Consider the following 18,804-nt stretch of genomic DNA (forward strand, 5'->3'; position numbering starts at 1 on the left):
AAGCGCACAAAGACGCTCAGCGTGAAGACACGCTCATGCAGGCGTAACGATCTGGCAAACACGTTAGATATAGAATTTACAGGGAGAATAAAAATTCGGAAAAATCATGACGCCCTGAAACGTCACAACTGAACGCGGGCAGATTTATCCCCGCCCCTTAGGCACCACGGCAGCACATTGAACGGCAACTTTGGACGCCGCAAAGGTAACTGAACAGACTGCAAGAGCCGCCGCGCAGGCAGCATCTCGCAAGTCTCAGTCATTTTCAGATGCAGCACCCCAAAGGTGCTGCATCTTCATTTCAGGACACGTCGTTAAAACAGTTTACGGCCCTTGTTCGCTGCAATACGCATGCGCAGCGCATTGAGCTTGATGAAGCCTGCAGCATCTGCCTGGTTATAAGCGCCACCATCTTCTTCGAAGGTCGCGATATTGGCATCAAACAGGGACTCATCAGACTTGCGACCGGTCACGATCACGTTGCCTTTGTAGAGCTTGAGGCGCACCACGCCATTCACGTGAGCCTGCGACGCGTCAATCATCTGCTGCAACATCTGACGCTCAGGGCTCCACCAGTAACCGGTGTAGATCAGGCTCGCGTACTTGGGCATCAACTCATCTTTGAGATGAGCCACTTCGCGGTCCAGAGTGATCGACTCGATGGCACGGTGAGCGCGCAGCATGATAGTGCCGCCTGGCGTCTCGTAGCAGCCGCGGGATTTCATACCCACGTAACGGTTCTCGACGATGTCCAGACGACCGATACCGTGCTCGCCACCGATACGGTTGAGCGTTGCCAACACAGTGGCAGGCGTCATCTCAACGCCGTCCAGCGCGACGATGTCGCCGTTGCGGTAAGTCAGCTCCAGATATTGTGGGGTGTCCGGAGCCTTCTCCGGGGACACGGTCCAACGCCACATGTCTTCTTCGTGCTCGGTCCAGGTGTCTTCCAGCACGCCGCCTTCATAGGAGATGTGCAGCAGGTTGGCATCCATGGAGTATGGAGACTTCTTCTTGCCGTGACGCTCGATCGGGATCGCGTGCTTCTCGGCGTAGTCCATCAGCTTCTCGCGGGACAACAGGTCCCACTCGCGCCATGGGGCAATGACTTTCACGCCAGGCTTCAGTGCGTATGCACCCAGTTCGAAACGAACCTGGTCGTTACCTTTACCGGTAGCGCCGTGGGAAATGGCGTCAGCGCCGGTTTCGTTGGCGATTTCGATCAGGCGCTTCGCAATCAGCGGACGAGCGATAGAGGTACCGAGCAGGTACTCGCCTTCGTAGACGGTGTTGGCGCGGAACATCGGGAACACGAAATCACGCACGAACTCTTCGCGCAGGTCATCGATGTAGATTTCTTTGACGCCCATGGCTTTTGCCTTGGCGCGTGCGGGTTCGACTTCTTCGCCCTGACCCAGGTCAGCGGTAAAGGTCACTACTTCGCAGTTATACGTATCTTGCAGCCACTTGAGGATTACCGAAGTATCCAGGCCACCGGAATACGCGAGAACTACCTTGTTTACGTCCGCCATGCCATCACTCCACCGGGTTGTACGGAAAACCGGTGATTCTACCGCTCAAACGGCGTGATTTACAGTAGCGCGACAGCTTCTGACGATGAAGCGACAGATTATGTCGATCTGGCGACGAGTGGCGAGTCGTCGTCAGATTTTCGCGGGAGCCGTGTTCAACGCAACAGGAGCGGGTCTTTCATCCGGCGCAATACGCTCCAGATGGATGTTTACGCGACGGTTGCGCGCACGGTTGGCGTTGTTGGTATTAGGCACCAGCGGATAGCGTTCGCCGTGGAAACGCAGAGTAATCTGCTCTTCGGGAATGCCTTGAGCCTTCAGAAAATCCATGACAGCCAGGGCGCGACGCCGGGACAAGTCACGATTGGTCAGGCGATTGCCACTGTTATCTGAATGTCCGTCCAGTTCGACGTGATTAACCGTCGGATCGGCTTTGAGATAGGCCACGATGGTTTGCAAGCGAGCCTTGGCTTGCGCATCAAGATCGATGCCTCCGCCCGGGAAACCGACTTCGCCCTGCTTGACCTGGTCGTAGTTCATCGGCAGCAGTTTGGTGACGCACTGCTGATAATCGCTGAAGGCTTTATTGAATTTGACCGGTAGCAGGCGCACTTCGGTGGTACCAGCAGCATCACGGGAGTAATGGCGGATGACCGGACTGCGACCTTCCATCAGACCGCTGATCAGCCGACTGGCCTGTACCTGCGAACTGCTGAACGGAAATTCACCATTATTGACTTTGACTGAACCCAGATTGATATCGCCGCGCCCCGGCTGCCATGGCGCAGCCGCGGCCAAAAGGGTCGCCGAGCCGCCGCCCGCCATGCCGCCGGCCGACTTGATCCGGAATGTGGCCTGCTCACCTGCACGACGCACGAACTCACCCGCACCGAAATCGGTGATGGGCTGGCTGAGGCGACACTCGAACTGATCGCCTTCCACTTTCCACTCAATACTTTCCAGACGGGTCTGGAAAGTCATTGCCATGGCCGGGAAGCTGGCGAACACGCTGAGCAGGGCTAGATATCGCTGGCGCACGGGAGGCTCCACTAAAAAATGACTGCATAACAAAAAGACTTCCTACAACGGGCTATCGGTAACTTCCTACAAAACTTGATAGCGGGTGCCTGAGAGAGTCTTTTCCGGTAGCATTCCCAGCGAGTTTGACCCGCCTGGAATCCCCAATGTCCGACCTCCTGACCCTTTTGCGTCCCGACGACTGGCACATACACCTCCGCGATGGAGCTGTTTTGCCCCACACCGTTGCTGACGTTGCGCGCACTTTTGGCCGCGCAATCATCATGCCTAACCTGGTACCGCCCGTTCGCAATGCTCAGGAGGCCGACGCTTATCGTCAGCGCATCCTGGCGGCTCGCCCTGCCGGCAGCCCGTTCGAACCGCTGATGGTGCTTTACCTGACCGACCTGACACAGCCGGAAGACATCCGCACGGCCAAAGCCACCGGCTTTATCCATGCTGCCAAGTTGTACCCGGCCGGAGCGACCACCAACTCCGATTCGGGTGTGACCAGCATCGACAAGATTTTCCCTGTTCTCGAAGCAATGGCCGAAGTCGGCATGCCGCTTCTGGTACACGGAGAAGTGACCCGTAGCGACATCGACGTCTTTGATCGCGAGAAAATCTTCATTGATGAACACCTGACGCGTGTCGTTGAACGCTTCCCGACACTCAAAGTGGTGTTTGAACACATCACCACCGCTGAGGCTGTGCAGTTCGTCAATCAGGCTTCGGCCAATGTCGGCGCCACGATTACTGCGCATCACTTGCTCTATAACCGCAACCACATGCTGGTGGGCGGGATTCGTCCGCACTTCTATTGCCTGCCGATTCTGAAGCGCAATACGCACCAGACCGCGCTGCTTGATGCAGCTACCGGTGGAAGCACGAAGTTCTTCCTCGGCACCGATTCGGCGCCGCATGCCCAGCATGCCAAGGAAAACGCTTGCGGCTGTGCAGGCTGCTACACCGCCTATGCAGCGATCGAGATGTACGCTGAGGCTTTCGAGCAACGTAATGCACTGGACAAACTGGAAGGGTTCGCCAGCCTCCACGGTCCGGCGTTCTACGGCCTGCCTGCGCCTCAGGACACTATTACGCTGGTCCGTGAAGAATGGACCGCGCCCACCAGTCTGCCGTTTGGCGAGCTGTCCGTAATACCGCTGCGCGCCGGTGAAAAACTGCGCTGGCGTCTGCTGGAGAAACACGCGTGAGTGAAGATCATTTCGACGACGAACAGGAAGGTCAGAGCGGCGGTTCGCGCCACCCCATGGCAGCCCGTTTTCGCGGCTACCTGCCTGTTGTCATCGATGTAGAGACCGGTGGCTTCAATTGCGCTACCGACGCCCTGCTGGAAATTGCGGCAGTGACCATCGGCATGGACGAAGACGGATTTGTGTTCCCGGAGCACACGCACTTCTTCCGCGTAGAACCGTTCGAGGGCGCCAACATCGAGGCCGCCGCCCTTGAGTTCACCGGTATCAAACTCGATCATCCATTGCGTATGGCCGTCAGTGAAGAAACCGCGCTGAATGACATCTTCCGTGGTGTTCGCAAGGCACTGAAGGCCAATGGATGCAAGCGTGCGGTGCTGGTCGGCCACAACGCCAGCTTCGACCTGGGCTTTCTGAACGCGGCGGTTGCGCGGCTCGACATGAAGCGTAACCCGTTCCACCCCTTCTCCAGCTTCGACACCGCGACGCTGGCCGGGCTTGCCTACGGCCAGACCGTTCTTGCCAAGGCCTGTCAGGCAGCCGGTATCGACTTCGACGGCCGTGAAGCGCACTCAGCGCGTTACGACACCGAGAAAACCGCCGAGCTGTTCTGCGGCATCGTCAATCGCTGGAAGCAGATGGGTGGCTGGGAAGATTTCGGCGACTGATTAACAACTGCAATTCTGTTGTGACTGAGCTGATGTTATCGCGGGCAAGCGCGCTCCTACAGTTGGATCGCGTTTCAGCTGTAGGAGCGCGCTTGCCCGCGAATGCTTTTAACAGGCCACAACAAATCCCACTGTCATCCCCCCTCACAGACCACTAATGCGACCCTCACCTGATGTAATTTCACCACTCGTCGGTACAGAGAGAAACCTTCTCAATGAGTTTTGACAAGCATTCTCATTAACATTAGTATCCCCGGCAACGAGAAATTACAGCGATGGTTCTCATTTATGTATGTCTGCCTCTGCCAAGGTGTTACCGACGGTCAAATCCGAGATGCAATATTCGAGGGTTGCTGCAGTTACAAAGACGTCCGTGAAACACTGGGTGTTGCCACCAAATGTGGCAAATGCGCCTGTTTAGCCAAAGAAGTGGTACGCGATACCCTTACCGAGCTGCAAACCAGCCAAGCGGCGTTAGCTTATCCAGCAGAATTTTCACCCGCCTGATTGACCTATTTCAAAGAACCGGACCTAGTGTCCGGTTTTTTTATGCCTGTAATTCAAACGCTTAGCATCAAGATGCGGAACACAAACATTCTTATTCCTATTTAATTTCACTTATTATTCAATAACTTAGGTTTGACAGACTAATACGCGCAGATCAAACTCGCGCTTTATATATACAAGCCATCGGCAGGACCTCAAAAATGAAAGGCGACATTACAGTCATCCAGCATCTCAACAGGATCCTCGGAAACGAGCTGGTCGCGATCAATCAGTACTTCCTGCATGCCCGCATGTATGAAGATTGGGGCCTGAACAAGCTGGGCAAGCACGAGTATCGCGAATCCATCGACGAGATGAAGCACGCTGACAAGCTCATCAAGCGCATCCTGTTCCTGGAAGGCCTGCCTAACCTGCAAGAGCTGGGCAAAATCCTGATCGGCGAACACACCAAGGAAATGCTTGAGTGCGACCTGAAGATCGAACACAAAGGCCTGGTTGATCTCAAAGCAGCCATTGCTCACTGCGAAGTCATCGGTGACTTTGGTAGCCGTGAAATGCTGGAAGACATACTCGAGTCCGAGGAAGAACATATCGACTGGCTGGAAACCCAACTGGGCCTGATCGAGAAGATCGGTATCGAGAACTACCTGCAATCGCAGATGGGCGAAGACTGATCCATCTGGTCTGCCGGTAACAAAAAAGCCCCGCTTTCGAGAGAAAGCGGGGCTTTTCTTTGTCGCTACGTTGGTGCCGTATGCAGACCAACCGGTAGGAGCGAACTTGTTCGCGAAGCGTCAGGTCAGCCAACACATCTGCAAACCGGTCAACCGCTTCGCCAACAAGATGGCTCCTACAGGTAAGCGGCCAAGGTGACGCTAACGAAAAAGCCCGCCTTCTCTCGAAAGCGGGCTTTTCTTTGTCGCTACGTTGGTGCCGTATGAACACCAACCGGTAGGCGCGAACTTGTTCGCGAGGCGTCAGGTCAGCCAACACATCTGCAAACCGGTCAACCGCTTCGCCAACAAGATGGCTCCTGCAGGTGAGCGACTCTTATCAGGCTTCGGTATTACCCGCAGCTGCCTTGGCTGCTGCGCCTTTCACCAGCTCTTGCAGCGAGCCGTCAGCCTGCATTTCCGTGATGATATCGCTACCGCCGACCAACTCACCGGCCACCCACAGTTGCGGGAACGTTGGCCAGTTGGCGTACTTTGGCAGGTTGGCGCGGATTTCAGGATTTTGCAGGATGTCGACATAAGCGAATTTTTCGCCACATGCCATCAACGCCTGGGAAGCCTTTGCCGAAAAGCCGCACTGCGGGGCATTCGGAGCACCTTTCATGTAGAGCAGAATGGTGTTGTTGGCAATCTGGTCTTTGATCGTTTCGATGATATCCATGGAGCACCTCGGCTTAACTTTTCCGACTCAGTTGTCGACACGGTGGCGCATTGTAACGGAAACCCGAGCGCTACGCTCAGCCTTACCTTACGCCGGCGATCATGCCGCAGCGACCTGAACGCTCACGCCATTGAGTACCGCATTGCCGGAAAGGCTATCAAGTTCTCGCTCATCGGTCAGGTCGTTGGCACTCTCCCCCGGCTGCTGCGCGGCAATGTCCATCTGCACACCGGGTTTGGCATGCCCCCAGCCATGAGGCAGGCTGACTACGCCCGGCATCATGTCCAGACTGGCTAAAACCTGCACCTCAATAACGCCCACCCGGGAACTCACGCGTACTTGCTGCCCGTCGCTCAAGCCACGAGTGACCAAGTCATCAGGGTGCATCAACAGATGATGACGAGGCTTGCCCTTAACCAACCGATGATAGTTATGCATCCACGAATTGTTGCTGCGTACATGGCGGCGGCCGATCAGTAACAACTCACCCGCTGCCGGAGCGTCGACCCGCGCAAACCGCTTGAGGTCCGACAGGACAACATCAGGCGCGGCCTGAATACGGCCATTGGCGGTCTTCAGACGCGGGCCGAGATTGGGCTTCAACGCGCCAAGGTCCAGACCATGAGGATGCTCCCGCAAGGTGTCCAGCGAAAGCTTGTAATCCGAACCATCACCGTAAAGACCCGCACGCAGACCGCGATCAATCATCAGCGCCGGAGGCATCGTCGGCTTCAACTCTCGCCCCGCCCTTGCGGCAAAGGCTTTCGCCAGCCCGACGAAGATTTCCCAGTCGTGCAGCGCCCCCTCGGGTTTGGCCAGAAGGGCCCGATTGAAGCGCGTAACGTTACGCACCGCAAACGTGTTGAACGTCGTGTCGTAGTGGTCATTTTCCAGTGCCGAGGTCGAAGGCAGAATCAGATCGGCATGGCGCGTGGTCTCGTTGATGTAAAGATCGATGCTGAGCATGAACTCCAGACCATCCAGCGCCTGATCAAGCTGGCGGCCATTGGGCGTCGATAACACCGGGTTGCCTGCGACTGTCACCAGGGCCTTGATCTGCCCCTCCCCCTCATTGAGCATTTCTTCCGCCAATGCCGCGACCGGCAGCTCACCGGCATATTCCGGCAACCCGGAAATCCTGCTTTGCCATTGATTGAAATGACCGCCGGACGTTGCGCCCACCAGATCCACCGCTGGCTCGGTACAGAGCACACCGCCCACCCGATCAAGATTGCCCGTCACCAGATTGATCAACTGCACCAGCCAATGACACACCGTGCCGAACACCTGAGTGGAAATGCCCATTCGCCCATAACACGCAGCTTTGTCAGCAGCGGCGAAGTCTCGCGCCAGCTGGCGAATCTGCCCGGCCGGTACCCCACATCGCAGACTCATGGCTTCGGCACTGAAATCAGCGATAGCGGCCCGCACCAGATCCAGCCCGTCCACTGGCAAATGGCTGTCGCGGGTGAGGCCTTCCTCGAACAACGTATTCAGCAGACCAAACAGTAAGGCTGCATCGCCACCCGGTCGCACAAAAATATGCTGATCGGCGATTGCAGCCGTTTCAGTGCGCCGAGGATCGACCACCACGACTTTTCCACCGCGAGCCTGGATAGCCTTCAAACGTTTTTCGACATCCGGCACGGTCATGATGCTGCCATTGGATGCCAGCGGGTTCCCGCCCAGAATCAGCATGAAACCGGTGTGATCGATATCGACGATGGGCAGCAGCAAGCCGTGGCCATACATCAGGAAACTGGTCAGGTGATGGGGAAGCTGGTCGACAGAGGTCGCCGAGTAGCGATTACGGGTTTTCAGCAAACCCAGAAAGTAATTGCTATGGGTCATCAACCCGTAGTTGTGTACGCTCGGATTGCCCTGATAGACCGCTACGGCGTTCTGCCCATAACGTTGCTGGATATCCAGCAACCGCTCGGCGACCAGATCAAATGCCGCCTGCCACTCGATGGGCCGCCACTGATCGCCCAAACGCTGCATGGGTTGGCGTAATCGGTCAGGGTCATTCTGAATATCTTGCAGCGCCACCGCCTTGGGGCAAATGTGGCCGCGACTGAACGAGTCCAGGGGATCGCCCTTGATCGAAGTGATCGACACCTGATTTTCAGCACTGGTGGTGGTCTCGATGCTCAAGCCACAGATGGCTTCGCAGAGATGGCAGGCACGGTGATGGAGGGTCTTGGTCATGGCCAGCCTCATATTTTTGTCAGGACGACCTGAAGAGATCGCTCAAACGAAACTATGGGGCGTGGCTTGCGACTGCGCCAGAGACGTTCGTCTCATGAATCGACAGGCATCAGGCGGGCCGATGACTAAAAACGATCAACCGCCGATAGGGGTGATTTTGCGCTGCAGCTGGATTTCGTGGACCGTTTCGATCTGCTCTTGAGCCAGATGAACGCCGGTCAACTCGCCGATCAGACGCCAGTGTTCATCAAGCCCGGAACTGATTGTCGCCATCCGGTCGATCATGTGTCGTCCGGCAGCCCGAGTGACTTCATCATTGCTGCGCAGCAGCTCGAAAGACATGGACGTCATCGAAGCTGTGAGGTGCGTAAGGGTACGAGCCGTGAGCCCGAGTAATTCCGTCAACTGTTTTTCTTTAGATTCCATTCCCCACCCCCTGATACGCGATGCGCAGTTATAACCTACGGCGATTATTTATGGAACGGGCTAACAGTGCGCCGCGTGAAGCAGATCGCATAAGCCAACGATATGACCGTCCGAAAGTAAAACTGTTGCAGAAATCGCACCAATTGCAATGTCACATCGCGGCAGTGTACAAATACCTGCCTCGGTTGCCAGAAATGGCCAGTTGCCGCCAGCCAGAGCATTATCTGGTTCGAGAGCGCCATCAAGTTCTAAATGCAAAAAATGCCTGTGTTGCGAATAAAAAACATTCGGACATGAGCATCCTATTGGTAAGAGGCGACATTTTTTTATACCATCGCGCCTTCCCTATTCGTCGCCCCGTGCGGCTTCCGCCGCAGGTCTCGCCCGTTTTCCCGATAAAACCCGGCTTTGAGCATCTGCGGTCTGTTGCAAAAAAGGTAGTTAATAATGAACGCCAGGCACTTTCTCTCGATGATGGATTACAAGCCAGAAGAACTCCTGCGCTTGATCCGTCGAGGCGTAGAGCTCAAAGACCTGCGAAACCGAAGCGTGCTTTTCGAACCGTTGAAAGGTCGGGTTCTGGGCATGATCTTCGAGAAATCTTCGACTCGTACCCGTGTTTCGTTCGAAGCCGGCATGATCCAGCTCGGCGGTCAGGCCATCTTTTTGTCCCCTCGTGACACCCAATTGGGCCGTGGCGAGCCGATTGCCGATTGCGCGAAAGTGCTTTCGAGCATGCTCGATGCCGTGATGATCCGTACCTTTGCCCATAGCAATCTGACCGAGTTCGCCGCCAACTCCCGCGTGCCTGTCATCAACGGCCTGTCCGATGACTTGCATCCCTGCCAGTTGCTGGCCGACATGCAGACCTTCCTTGAGCATCGCGGCTCGATCAAAGGCAAGACCGTTGCCTGGATCGGCGACGGCAACAACATGTGCAACAGCTATATAGAAGCCGCGATCCAGTTCGACTTCCAGTTGCGCGTGGCTTGTCCTGAAGGCTATGAGCCAAATCCGGAATTTCTGGCGCTGGCTGGTGATCGCGTGACTGTGCTGCGTGATCCGCGTGCAGCAGTGGCGGGTGCGCATCTGGTGAGCACCGATGTCTGGACTTCCATGGGCCAGGAAGAAGAAACCGCCAGGCGCATCGCCTTGTTCACCCCGTTCCAGGTCACCCGCGCCCTGCTCGATCTCGCTGACAAAGACGTGCTGTTCATGCATTGCCTGCCAGCGCATCGTGGCGAAGAAATCAGCGTCGACCTGCTTGACGATCCTCGCTCTGTGGCATGGGACCAGGCTGAAAATCGCCTGCATGCACAGAAGGCGCTGCTGGAGTTTCTGGTTGCGCCTGCCTGCCAGCCAGCATGAGTTCGCCACTGCTGCTGAACCTGCGCAATCTGGCCTGTGGATATCAGGAACAACGCGTGGTGCAGGATTTGAACCTGCACCTCAACGCAGGGGATATCGGCTGCTTGCTGGGCTCATCGGGCTGTGGCAAGACCACGACTTTACGCGCCATTGCCGGGTTCGAGCCGGTTCACGCCGGGGAAATTACTCTGGCTGGCGAAGTCATCTCCAGGCCAGGTTTTACCCTGCCTCCTGAGAAACGCCGGATCGGCATGGTGTTTCAGGATTACGCGCTTTTCCCGCACTTGAGCGTTGCCGAGAATGTCGCCTTTGGCATTCGCAAGCATCCACGCCTCAAGCAAGTGACCGACGAGCTATTGGAGCTGGTCAATCTGGGCGCCTTAGGCAAACGCCTGCCTCATGAATTGTCCGGCGGCCAACAGCAACGCGTTGCGCTGGCACGTGCGTTGGCGCCAGAGCCGCAACTGCTGCTGCTCGACGAACCGTTTTCCAATCTGGACGGCGAACTTCGCCGCCGCCTCAGTCACGAGGTTCGCGACATCCTCAAGGCCCGAGGCACCAGCGCAATACTGGTCACACACGATCAGGAAGAAGCCTTCGCTGTCAGCGATCATGTAGGCGTCTTCAAAGAAGGTCGTCTGGAACAATGGGACACGCCCTACAACCTGTACCACGAACCGCTGACGCCCTACGTCGCCAGCTTTATCGGTCAGGGGTATTTCATTCGCGGCGTCATGATTGACCCGCAATCCGTTCAGACCGAATTGGGTGTACTGCAAGGCAACCGCGCTTACTCAGGCACAAAAGGCAGCGCAGTGGACGTATTGCTGCGACCGGATGACATCGTCTTCGATGCCGATAGCACTCTTGCCGCCCGCGTCACCAGCAAAACGTTTCAGGGCGCAGCGACGCTTTACCGCCTGCAACTGCCTACCGGCAGCCAACTGGAAGCGGTTTTCCCTAGCCATGCGGATTATCAACCCGGTGAGCAGGTAGGCATTCGGGTATCGGCCGACCATCTGGTGCTGTTCCCGGCGGCAGGTAGTGTGGCGGTGCAGCAGGCGGTTTAGCCCAGACTCACCATCAACGTCCCGCTGGTCACCAGCGTGGCATGCCCGCCGATCTTCACCCGATCCCCTTCCAGCCGACAGAACAACGCCCCGCCACGTTCAGAACACTGGTAGGCATTGAGCACATCCTTGCCCAGTCGACCGGCCCAGTACGGAATCAATACACAGTGGGTCGAGCCGGTGACCGGGTCTTCAGGAATGCCAATTGCCGGAGCGAAATAGCGCGAAACGAAGTCAGCATGCTCACCCTTAGCGGTCACGATCACACCAGGCCAGGGTAACCGTGCCAGCGCCGCCATGTCAGGCGTGCATTCACGCACTGCCTGTTCGGACTCAAGCACCACCATCAACTCCGCCGAACCCAGCGCATCAACAATACTGGTGCCCAAGGCACGCTCAAGCTCAATTGTCACGCCGACCTCGTGAGGAATCATCGCCGGGAAGTCCAGCAGCAATAGCCCCTCCTCACGCGTGACGCTCAGAGCACCTGACTTGCTGAAAAAATCGAGCTGCTCCGAAGGCTCGCTGAAAATATTAAACAGCACATGAGCAGCAGCCAGCGTCGCATGCCCACACAAGGGGACTTCAGTCCTGGGCGTGAACCAGCGGATGTGCCAACCGAGCGCCTCGCGAACAACGAACGCGGTTTCCGCTAGATTGTGTTCAGCGGCAATGCGCTGCATCAACTCATCAGCCAGCCATGCATCGAGGCGATAAACCATCGCCGGATTGCCACTGAACGGACGATCACTGAAGGCGTCGACCTGATGAAACTCGAGATACATAAGTGATGCTCCAGTGCGATTGAAAGCCTTGGTTACTCTGGCCAAACAAAATGCAAACCAGTGAATTGGAATGCATTTCTGTAGGAGCTGCCGCAGGCTGCGAAGCGTTCATCCTGACACACCGCTATCGCAGCCTTCGGCAGCTCCTACAGATTCTGTGACTGCCGCGAACCTGGCGGCAGTTATTGAAATTCTTCCGTAGGTGAGTTGCGTGCAGCTACAAAGCAGAGAACTACTTTCAGCCGCGCCCCACCGGCGCAAACATCGCGCCGGTATGTTCAGCAAGTGCCTTCGGCGCCAGTTCTACTTCAAGACCGCGCCTCCCGGCACTGACGTAAATCGTCGCGAACTGCTCAGCGCTTTGATCAATAAAAGTACGCAACCGCTTCTTCTGACCCAGCGGGCTGATACCGCCCAAGAGATAGCCGGTGGAGCGCTGCGCAGCAGCCGGGTCAGCCATTTCGGTTTTCTTGGCCTTCGCAGCGGTTGCCAACGCCTTGAGGTCCAGGGTGCCAACAACCGGCACCACAGCGACCAGCAATTCACCTTTTTCGGTACTGGCCAGCAGCGTCTTGAATACCTGCGCCGGTTCGAGGCCCAACTTTTCCGCCGCCTCAAGGCCATAAGAGGCAGCTTTGGGGTCATGTTCGTAACTGTGTATTCGGTGTTCAGCACGAACTTTTTTCAACAGATCCAGTGCAGGTGTCATACAGCGCTCCAGGCCAAGGCGACCAATCCAGATCAATTATTCTAGGCGATCAAACGTCTGTACACCCCGCGATTACTGGGCAGGAGGTGAAATGCTCAAAAAATTCAAAGAAGGTGTACACAACCCCGATCAATGCGCGTAAAAAGCCCTGCGCCTGACAGTGCCCACAGGTTCGGTTCCACCCTAAACCACATTCGTTCCTGTTTATTTTTTTTCGTTTGCGAATATTCACTGGAACTTTAGTTCCATTTAAGGTCGAATCCAGAGGTCGAGGATGGGGTTTCCTCGAGCTCGTTAAAAGACGCGCACTGGTGGATTTTCACACAGAGCCGCACAAGAACAAAAAAGAGGTTTTCATGACAAATGCACTGCAAGAACCAACGCTGAAAGGTCAATGCGTGGCCGAATTCATGGGCACTGCCCTGATGATTTTTTTCGGTACCGGCTGTGTCGCAGCGCTCAAGGTTGCGGGTGCCACGTTCGGGCTTTGGGAAATCAGCATTATCTGGGGCCTGGCAGTTGCCATGGCTATCTATCTGAGCGCAGGTGTTTCCGGCGCGCACCTCAATCCGGCCGTCAGCATCGCGCTGAGTATTTTTGCCGGTTTTGAAAAACGAAAACTGCCATTCTATATAGCCGCGCAAATTGCAGGAGCCTTCTGCGGTGCCGGTCTGGTTTATCTGCTGTACACCAGCCTGTTCTTCGAATTCGAACAAACGCATCAGATGATTCGTGGTTCAGTTGCCAGCCTTGAACTCGCCTCAGCATTTTCCACTTACCCTAACCCGGCCATTTCCGTAGGTCAGGCTGCACTGGTGGAATGTGTAATCACGGCGATTCTGATGTGCGTCATCATGTCCCTGACTGACGACAACAACGGCCTGCCCCGCGGCGCACTCGCGCCTCTGCTGATCGGTTTGCTGGTTGCTCTGATTGGCGCCTCGACTGCTCCACTCACTGGCTTCGCGATGAATCCGGCCCGGGATTTTGGTCCTAAACTGATGACATTCCTCGCGGGCTGGGATGAAGTCGCGTTTACCGGTGGCCGTGACATACCGTATTTTCTGATTCCGATTTTCGCGCCGATTCTTGGTGCGTGCCTCGGTGCCGCTGGCTATCGTGCGCTGATTGCGCGCCATCTGCCACGCGCCGTTCCTGCTGTAGAGACTGTGGCTGTAAAAGACGCTGACGTTGTTCCAGGCAAAGCCCAGATTTCATCTTGAATCTCGCGCGTCTGCTTTTAACTTCACCCATTAGCACAAGGCAATCGACATGACTGACTCCCAGAACAAGAACTACATCATTGCCCTCGATCAGGGTACGACCAGCTCTCGTGCAATCATTTTTGACCGCGACGCCAATGTCGTCAGCACCGCGCAAAGCGAATTCGTTCAGCACTACCCTCAAGCGGGTTGGGTTGAACATGATCCTATGGAGATCTTCGCCACTCAAACCGCGTGCATGACCAAAGCACTGGCTCAGGCTGATCTGCACCACAATCAGATTGCCGCCATCGGTATCACCAACCAGCGTGAAACCACGGTTATCTGGGAAAAGGAAACCGGTCGCCCTATTTATAACGCCATCGTCTGGCAGTGCCGCCGCAGTACCGAAATCTGCCAGCAGCTCAAGCGCGACGGCATGGAAGAGTACATCAAGGACACCACTGGCCTGGTGATCGACCCGTACTTCTCGGGCACCAAGGTCAAGTGGATCCTCGACCACGTTGAAGGCAGCCGCGAACGCGCCCGCAAAGGCGAGCTGATGTTCGGCACCATCGATAGCTGGCTGATCTGGAAATTCACTGGCGGCAAAGTGCACGTCACCGACTACACCAACGCATCGCGCACCATGCTGTTCAACATCCATACCCTGGAATGGGATCAGCGCATGCTCGACGTGCTGGATATCCCGCGTGAGATGCTCCCGGAAGTGAAAAGCTCGTCCGAAGTTTACGGCCAGAGCAAAAGCGGTATTCCGATTGCCGGTATCGCGGGTGACCAGCAGGCTGCGCTGTTCGGCCAGATGTGCGTCGAGCCAGGCCAGGCCAAAAACACTTATGGCACTGGCTGCTTCCTGCTGATGAACACCGGCAAGAAAGCCGTGAAGTCCGCCCACGGCATGCTGACCACCATCGGTTGCGGTCCGCGTGGCGAAGTGGCTTATGCTCTGGAGGGCGCTGTGTTCAACGGCGGTTCGACGGTGCAATGGCTGCGTGACGAGCTGAAAATCATCACCGATGCCGTGGATACCGAGTACTTCGCAGGCAAGGTCAAGGACAGCAACGGCGTTTATCTGGTGCCGGCATTTACCGGTCTGGGTGCTCCGTACTGGGACCCGTATGCCCGTGGTGCATTGTTCGGCCTGACACGCGGTGTAAAAGTCGATCACATCATCCGCGCAGCGCTGGAGTCCATCGCCTACCAGACCCGCGACGTTCTGGACGCCATGCAGCAAGACTCGGGCGAACGCCTGAAATCCCTGCGGGTTGACGGTGGCGCAGTGGCCAACAACTTCCTCATGCAGTTCCAGGCCGACATTCTCGGCACTACGGTCGAGCGCCCGAAAATGCGCGAAACCACTGCACTGGGTGCCGCCTATCTGGCCGGTCTGGCCATTGGTTTCTGGAGCAGCCTGGACGAACTGAAGAACAAGGCGGTTATCGAGCGCGAATTCGAGCCGCAATGTGCCGAAGAAGAGAAGGAAAAGCTCTACGCCGGTTGGCAGAAGGCCGTAGCCCGCACCCGCGACTGGGAACCGCACGACAACAACGACTAACGGTTACGCTTGCGACGGAGTGGCAGGATCATAGCTTTCGAGTTTCCGGCTGACAGGCAGTACATGCCTGCGGCATCATGGACGCCATTTGGCAGCCTGAAGGACACTCAACAAAAATGAACCTGCCTCCCCGTCAACAGCAAATCCTCGAGCTGGTCCGTGAACGCGGCTATGTCAGCATCGAGGAAATGGCCACGCTATTCGTTGTAACCCCTCAGACTATCCGCCGCGATATCAATCAGCTTGCGGAATCGAACCTGTTGCGCCGCTACCACGGTGGCGCAGCTTATGACTCGAGCATTGAAAACACCGCTTACGCCATGCGTGCGGATCAGATGCGCGACGAGAAACAACGCATCGGCGAAGCCATTGCCGCGCAAATTCCCGATCACGCGTCGATATTCATCAACATCGGTACGACCACCGAGTCGATCGCCCGCGCCCTGCTCAATCACAACAACCTGAAAATCATCACCAACAATCTGCACGTCGCCTCGATGCTCAGCGCCAAAGAGGATTTCGATGTCCTGCTGGCGGGCGGCAACGTGCGTCGTGACGGCGGTGTGATGGGTCAGGCAAGCGTGGACTTCATCAACCAGTTCAAAGTCGATTTCGCGCTGGTGGGCATCAGCGGGATTGATGAAGACGGCAGTCTGCTGGATTTCGATTATCAGGAAGTACGCGTCTCCCAGGCGATCATTGCCAACGCCCGGCAAGTCATTCTGGCTGCCGATTCCAGCAAGTTCGGCCGCAACGCCATGGTTCGTTTGGGACCGATCACCCTGATCGACTGCCTGGTAACTGACCAAGCCCCGGCTCCCGCACTGGTGCAGTTGCTGGCGCAGAACAAGATTCGGCTGGAAGTGGTTTAGTTATCTAGCCGCTGCCGATCGATACCTGTGGGAGATTCTATGTTGGGCTGCAAACACAAATCTGTGGGAGCGAATTCATTCGCGAAGAGGCCCATCCATCCGATAGACATGTGTCGGCAGGAATGCAGCATTCGCGAATGAATTCGCTCCCACGGGATCTACGCTCACCTTCCATGTTCACTTTTGTTCCTTTCTCTCTTCCCGATCAGTATTTTCAATGATAACTGACTGGAAGCCCCTGCGTTATTGAGCTATGATTTTCGGAAATGAACATTAATGTTCGAATTCGTTATCCGAACAATAAACTCAGGAGGCCACCGATGCCCCATTCCAACCTGTCTACGCCGCCACTTTCCGAGGTCTATGACATCGCCGTCATCGGTGGTGGGATCAATGGTGTCGGGATCGCAGCGGATGCCTCCGGTCGCGGCCTGTCAGTTTTTCTGTGTGAAAAAGACGACCTGGCCAGCCATACCTCTTCTGCCAGCAGCAAATTGATCCACGGTGGCCTGCGCTACCTGGAACATTACGAATTCCGACTGGTGCGTGAAGCATTGGCAGAACGTGAGGTGCTGTTGGCCAAGGCACCACACATCGTCAAGCCGATGCGCTTTGTGCTGCCACACCGCCCACACTTGCGCCCTGCGTGGATGATTCGCGCCGGTCTGTTCCTTTATGACCACCTGGGCAAGCGCGAGAAGCTGCCAGGTTCGCGCAGTTTGCGTTTCGGCAGCGACAGTCCGCTGAAGTCGAACATCACCCATGGTTTCGAATACTCCGACTGCTGGGTCGACGACGCCCGCCTCGTAGTGCTCAACGCCATGGCTGCCCGTGAGCAAGGCGCGCATATTCACACCCAGACGCGCTGCCTGAATGCACGCCGCACGAACGGTCTCTGGCACCTGCACATGGAGCGCGCCGACGGCACGCTGTTTTCGATCCGTGCCAAGGCGCTGGTCAATGCTGCTGGTCCATGGGTCGCCAAGTTCATTCGTGACGACCTGAAGCTGGATTCGCCGTACGGCATCCGCCTGATTCAGGGCAGTCACCTGATCGTGCCGAAACTGTATGAGGGCGAAAACGCGTTCATCCTTCAGAACGAAGACCAGCGCATCGTGTTCGCAATTCCTTATATGGAGCGCTTCACCATCGTCGGCACCACGGATCGCGAGTACCAAGGCGACCCGAACAAGGTCGAGATCACCGACGGCGAGATGGACTACATGCTTAAAGTGGCCAACGACCACTTCAAGAAGCAACTGAGCCGCGATGACGTTCTCAGCACATGGTCCGGCGTTCGTCCGCTGTGCAACGACGAGTCTGACAACCCTTCAGCCATCACCCGCGACTACACCCTGTCGCTGTCAGGTGGTGCTGATGAAGCACCAATCCTGTCGGTGTTCGGCGGCAAGCTGACCACCTATCGCAAGCTGGCAGAGTCGGCGATGGCGCAACTGGCTCCGTTCTTCAAGCAGATGAAGCCAAGCTGGACAGCCAAATCCAGTCTTCCCGGTGGCGAAGACATGACCACTCCGGCCGAACTGGCCAGCCAGTTGATCAGCCGTTTTGGCTGGCTACCAGGCGAAATCGCGCAACGCTGGTCTCGCACTTACGGGAGCCGCACCTGGCGCCTGCTGGAAGGCGTACAGAGCATTGCCGATCTGGGCGATCACCTGGGTGCGGGCTTGTACACCCGGGAAGTCGACTACCTGTGCAGCACCGAATGGGCAACGACTGCTGATGACATTCTGTGGCGCCGCAGCAAACTCGGCCTGTTCATGACCGCTGAGGAGCGCGAAGGCGTTCAGCAGTATCTGGACACCGTAGCGCGTAACAAAGGTGCTTTCGCAGCGGCTTTGATAGGTGCTGCCGCTGCTCCTTTGCTTGTCACTGACACAGCGCTCGTGCACAGCAAATAAAGGCCTCAGTGGGAGCGAATTCATTCGCGAATGCGGTGTGTCAGACCCGGATGTTTTGTGGACTGCCCCCTTCGCGAATGAATTCGCTCCCACGGGTTCTGCATTTCTACCGCCAGTGCCCCATTCGGATTTCCGAACACCTCTCCCCCATTAGTTCGGCATCCCGGACGCCGGCCTCTCCCCCCGCCTGGATCACAACCGGATTTATCCTCTTATAAATCAGCCAGTTAACCTTTATAAACCAGCTTGGCACGCCTCCTGCTCTGTAATAAGCAGTCGATTGCTTCGACCGTAGCCTGTCTTCTGTCGGCCGCCGTTGAAGCATGGACCGAAGAG

The 18,804-nt window shown here is 56.4% G+C and carries 16 protein-coding genes and 1 pseudogene; 10 read left to right on the plus strand and 7 right to left on the minus strand.

Features of this window, described 5'->3' with window-relative positions:
- Positions 1-314: 314 nt before the first annotated feature.
- Together K3169_RS23475 and K3169_RS23480 are read right to left on the minus strand one after the other, a co-directional pair.
- Positions 315-1,532, minus strand: a complete 1,218-nt coding sequence (locus K3169_RS23475) for an argininosuccinate synthase (protein ID WP_027898440.1) — start codon at positions 1,530-1,532, stop codon at positions 315-317.
- 132 nt (positions 1,533-1,664) lie between these two features.
- Positions 1,665-2,570, minus strand: a complete 906-nt coding sequence (locus K3169_RS23480; RefSeq protein WP_027898439.1) for a flagellar protein MotY — start codon at positions 2,568-2,570, stop codon at positions 1,665-1,667.
- Positions 2,571-2,716: 146 nt separating this feature from the next.
- Between K3169_RS23480 and pyrC the strand changes: the two genes are divergently transcribed.
- The 4 genes from pyrC (at position 2,717) to bfr (ending at position 5,612) form a co-directional block, all read left to right on the plus strand.
- Positions 2,717-3,763 (plus strand): dihydroorotase, encoded by a 1,047-nt coding sequence (gene pyrC / locus K3169_RS23485; RefSeq protein WP_027898438.1) that lies wholly within the window; start codon positions 2,717-2,719, stop codon positions 3,761-3,763.
- Complete coding sequence (gene rnt, locus K3169_RS23490; protein ID WP_255881104.1) at positions 3,760-4,431, plus strand: ribonuclease T; 672 nt, start codon at positions 3,760-3,762, stop codon at positions 4,429-4,431. The genes pyrC and rnt overlap by 4 nt, the downstream gene beginning before the upstream one ends.
- Before the next feature lie 288 nt (positions 4,432-4,719).
- On the plus strand, positions 4,720-4,938 hold the full coding sequence (locus K3169_RS23495) for a bacterioferritin-associated ferredoxin (RefSeq protein ID WP_032627525.1): 219 nt from the start codon (positions 4,720-4,722) through the stop codon (positions 4,936-4,938).
- A gap of 200 nt (positions 4,939-5,138) precedes the next feature.
- On the plus strand, positions 5,139-5,612 hold the full coding sequence (bfr, locus tag K3169_RS23500) for a bacterioferritin (protein WP_027900754.1): 474 nt from the start codon (positions 5,139-5,141) through the stop codon (positions 5,610-5,612).
- A 379-nt stretch (positions 5,613-5,991) separates the two neighbouring features.
- Here the strand turns inward: bfr and grxD are convergent, their stop codons facing one another.
- From grxD to K3169_RS23515, 3 genes are all read right to left on the minus strand, one after another.
- Complete coding sequence (gene grxD, locus K3169_RS23505; RefSeq protein WP_087269113.1) at positions 5,992-6,333, minus strand: Grx4 family monothiol glutaredoxin; 342 nt, start codon at positions 6,331-6,333, stop codon at positions 5,992-5,994.
- Between the two features lie 99 nt (positions 6,334-6,432).
- Positions 6,433-8,541 (minus strand): molybdopterin oxidoreductase family protein, encoded by a 2,109-nt coding sequence (locus K3169_RS23510; RefSeq protein WP_263268249.1) that lies wholly within the window; start codon positions 8,539-8,541, stop codon positions 6,433-6,435.
- 135 nt (positions 8,542-8,676) lie between these two features.
- Complete coding sequence (locus K3169_RS23515) at positions 8,677-8,967, minus strand: hypothetical protein (RefSeq protein WP_027900758.1); 291 nt, start codon at positions 8,965-8,967, stop codon at positions 8,677-8,679.
- A gap of 447 nt (positions 8,968-9,414) precedes the next feature.
- Here K3169_RS23515 and argF point away from each other — a divergent pair, with 447 nt between their 5' ends.
- Together argF and K3169_RS23525 are read left to right on the plus strand one after the other, a co-directional pair.
- Positions 9,415-10,335: an ornithine carbamoyltransferase gene (gene argF, locus K3169_RS23520; protein ID WP_027900759.1), complete on the plus strand. Its 921-nt coding sequence runs from the start codon at positions 9,415-9,417 to the stop codon at positions 10,333-10,335.
- Positions 10,332-11,405, plus strand: a complete 1,074-nt coding sequence (locus K3169_RS23525) for an ABC transporter ATP-binding protein (RefSeq protein ID WP_231675441.1) — start codon at positions 10,332-10,334, stop codon at positions 11,403-11,405. Before argF ends, K3169_RS23525 begins: the two co-directional genes overlap by 4 nt.
- Here the strand turns inward: K3169_RS23525 and K3169_RS23530 are convergent.
- Together K3169_RS23530 and ybaK are read right to left on the minus strand one after the other, a co-directional pair.
- Positions 11,402-12,190, minus strand: coding sequence for a PhzF family phenazine biosynthesis protein (locus K3169_RS23530; RefSeq protein WP_263268253.1), 789 nt, complete (start codon positions 12,188-12,190; stop codon positions 11,402-11,404). The genes K3169_RS23525 and K3169_RS23530 overlap by 4 nt on opposite strands.
- A gap of 238 nt (positions 12,191-12,428) precedes the next feature.
- Positions 12,429-12,899: a Cys-tRNA(Pro) deacylase gene (gene ybaK / locus K3169_RS23535; protein ID WP_099270590.1), complete on the minus strand. Its 471-nt coding sequence runs from the start codon at positions 12,897-12,899 to the stop codon at positions 12,429-12,431.
- A gap of 356 nt (positions 12,900-13,255) precedes the next feature.
- Here ybaK and K3169_RS23540 point away from each other — a divergent pair, with 356 nt between their 5' ends.
- From K3169_RS23540 to glpD, 4 genes and pseudogenes are all read left to right on the plus strand, one after another.
- Positions 13,256-14,122: an MIP/aquaporin family protein gene (locus K3169_RS23540; RefSeq protein ID WP_099270388.1), complete on the plus strand. Its 867-nt coding sequence runs from the start codon at positions 13,256-13,258 to the stop codon at positions 14,120-14,122.
- A 49-nt stretch (positions 14,123-14,171) separates the two neighbouring features.
- Positions 14,172-15,677: a glycerol kinase GlpK gene (glpK, locus tag K3169_RS23545; RefSeq protein WP_027900764.1), complete on the plus strand. Its 1,506-nt coding sequence runs from the start codon at positions 14,172-14,174 to the stop codon at positions 15,675-15,677.
- Positions 15,678-15,793: 116 nt separating this feature from the next.
- Positions 15,794-16,549, plus strand: coding sequence for a DeoR/GlpR family transcriptional regulator (locus K3169_RS23550; protein WP_027900765.1), 756 nt, complete (start codon positions 15,794-15,796; stop codon positions 16,547-16,549).
- A gap of 320 nt (positions 16,550-16,869) precedes the next feature.
- Positions 16,870-18,405, plus strand: a pseudogene (glpD, locus tag K3169_RS23555) (glycerol-3-phosphate dehydrogenase); the annotation flags it as partial.
- Positions 18,406-18,804: the final 399 nt, after the last annotated feature.

It is taken from the genome of Pseudomonas phytophila, assembly GCF_025643095.1.
GTDB classification, from domain to species: domain Bacteria; phylum Pseudomonadota; class Gammaproteobacteria; order Pseudomonadales; family Pseudomonadaceae; genus Aquipseudomonas; species Aquipseudomonas quasicaspiana.

What these genes read in the sequence shown, in the direction of transcription:
- bfr (WP_027900754.1), top strand. Translation starts at nt 5,139, where the DNA reads ATGAAAGGCGACATTACAGTCATCCAGCATCTCAACAGGATCCTCGGA.
- argF (WP_027900759.1), top strand. Translation starts at nt 9,415, where the DNA reads ATGAACGCCAGGCACTTTCTCTCGATGATGGATTACAAGCCAGAAGAA.
- K3169_RS23530 (WP_263268253.1), bottom strand. Translation starts at nt 12,190, where the DNA reads ATGTATCTCGAGTTTCATCAGGTCGACGCCTTCAGTGATCGTCCGTTC.
- K3169_RS23540 (WP_099270388.1), top strand. Translation starts at nt 13,256, where the DNA reads ATGACAAATGCACTGCAAGAACCAACGCTGAAAGGTCAATGCGTGGCC.
- K3169_RS23550 (WP_027900765.1), top strand. Translation starts at nt 15,794, where the DNA reads ATGAACCTGCCTCCCCGTCAACAGCAAATCCTCGAGCTGGTCCGTGAA.
- K3169_RS23515 (WP_027900758.1), bottom strand. Translation starts at nt 8,967, where the DNA reads ATGGAATCTAAAGAAAAACAGTTGACGGAATTACTCGGGCTCACGGCT.
- glpK (WP_027900764.1), top strand. Translation starts at nt 14,172, where the DNA reads ATGACTGACTCCCAGAACAAGAACTACATCATTGCCCTCGATCAGGGT.
- pyrC (WP_027898438.1), top strand. Translation starts at nt 2,717, where the DNA reads ATGTCCGACCTCCTGACCCTTTTGCGTCCCGACGACTGGCACATACAC.
- ybaK (WP_099270590.1), bottom strand. Translation starts at nt 12,899, where the DNA reads ATGACACCTGCACTGGATCTGTTGAAAAAAGTTCGTGCTGAACACCGA.
- K3169_RS23510 (WP_263268249.1), bottom strand. Translation starts at nt 8,541, where the DNA reads ATGACCAAGACCCTCCATCACCGTGCCTGCCATCTCTGCGAAGCCATC.
- K3169_RS23525 (WP_231675441.1), top strand. Translation starts at nt 10,332, where the DNA reads ATGAGTTCGCCACTGCTGCTGAACCTGCGCAATCTGGCCTGTGGATAT.
- K3169_RS23475 (WP_027898440.1), bottom strand. Translation starts at nt 1,532, where the DNA reads ATGGCGGACGTAAACAAGGTAGTTCTCGCGTATTCCGGTGGCCTGGAT.
- grxD (WP_087269113.1), bottom strand. Translation starts at nt 6,333, where the DNA reads ATGGATATCATCGAAACGATCAAAGACCAGATTGCCAACAACACCATT.
- K3169_RS23495 (WP_032627525.1), top strand. Translation starts at nt 4,720, where the DNA reads ATGTATGTCTGCCTCTGCCAAGGTGTTACCGACGGTCAAATCCGAGAT.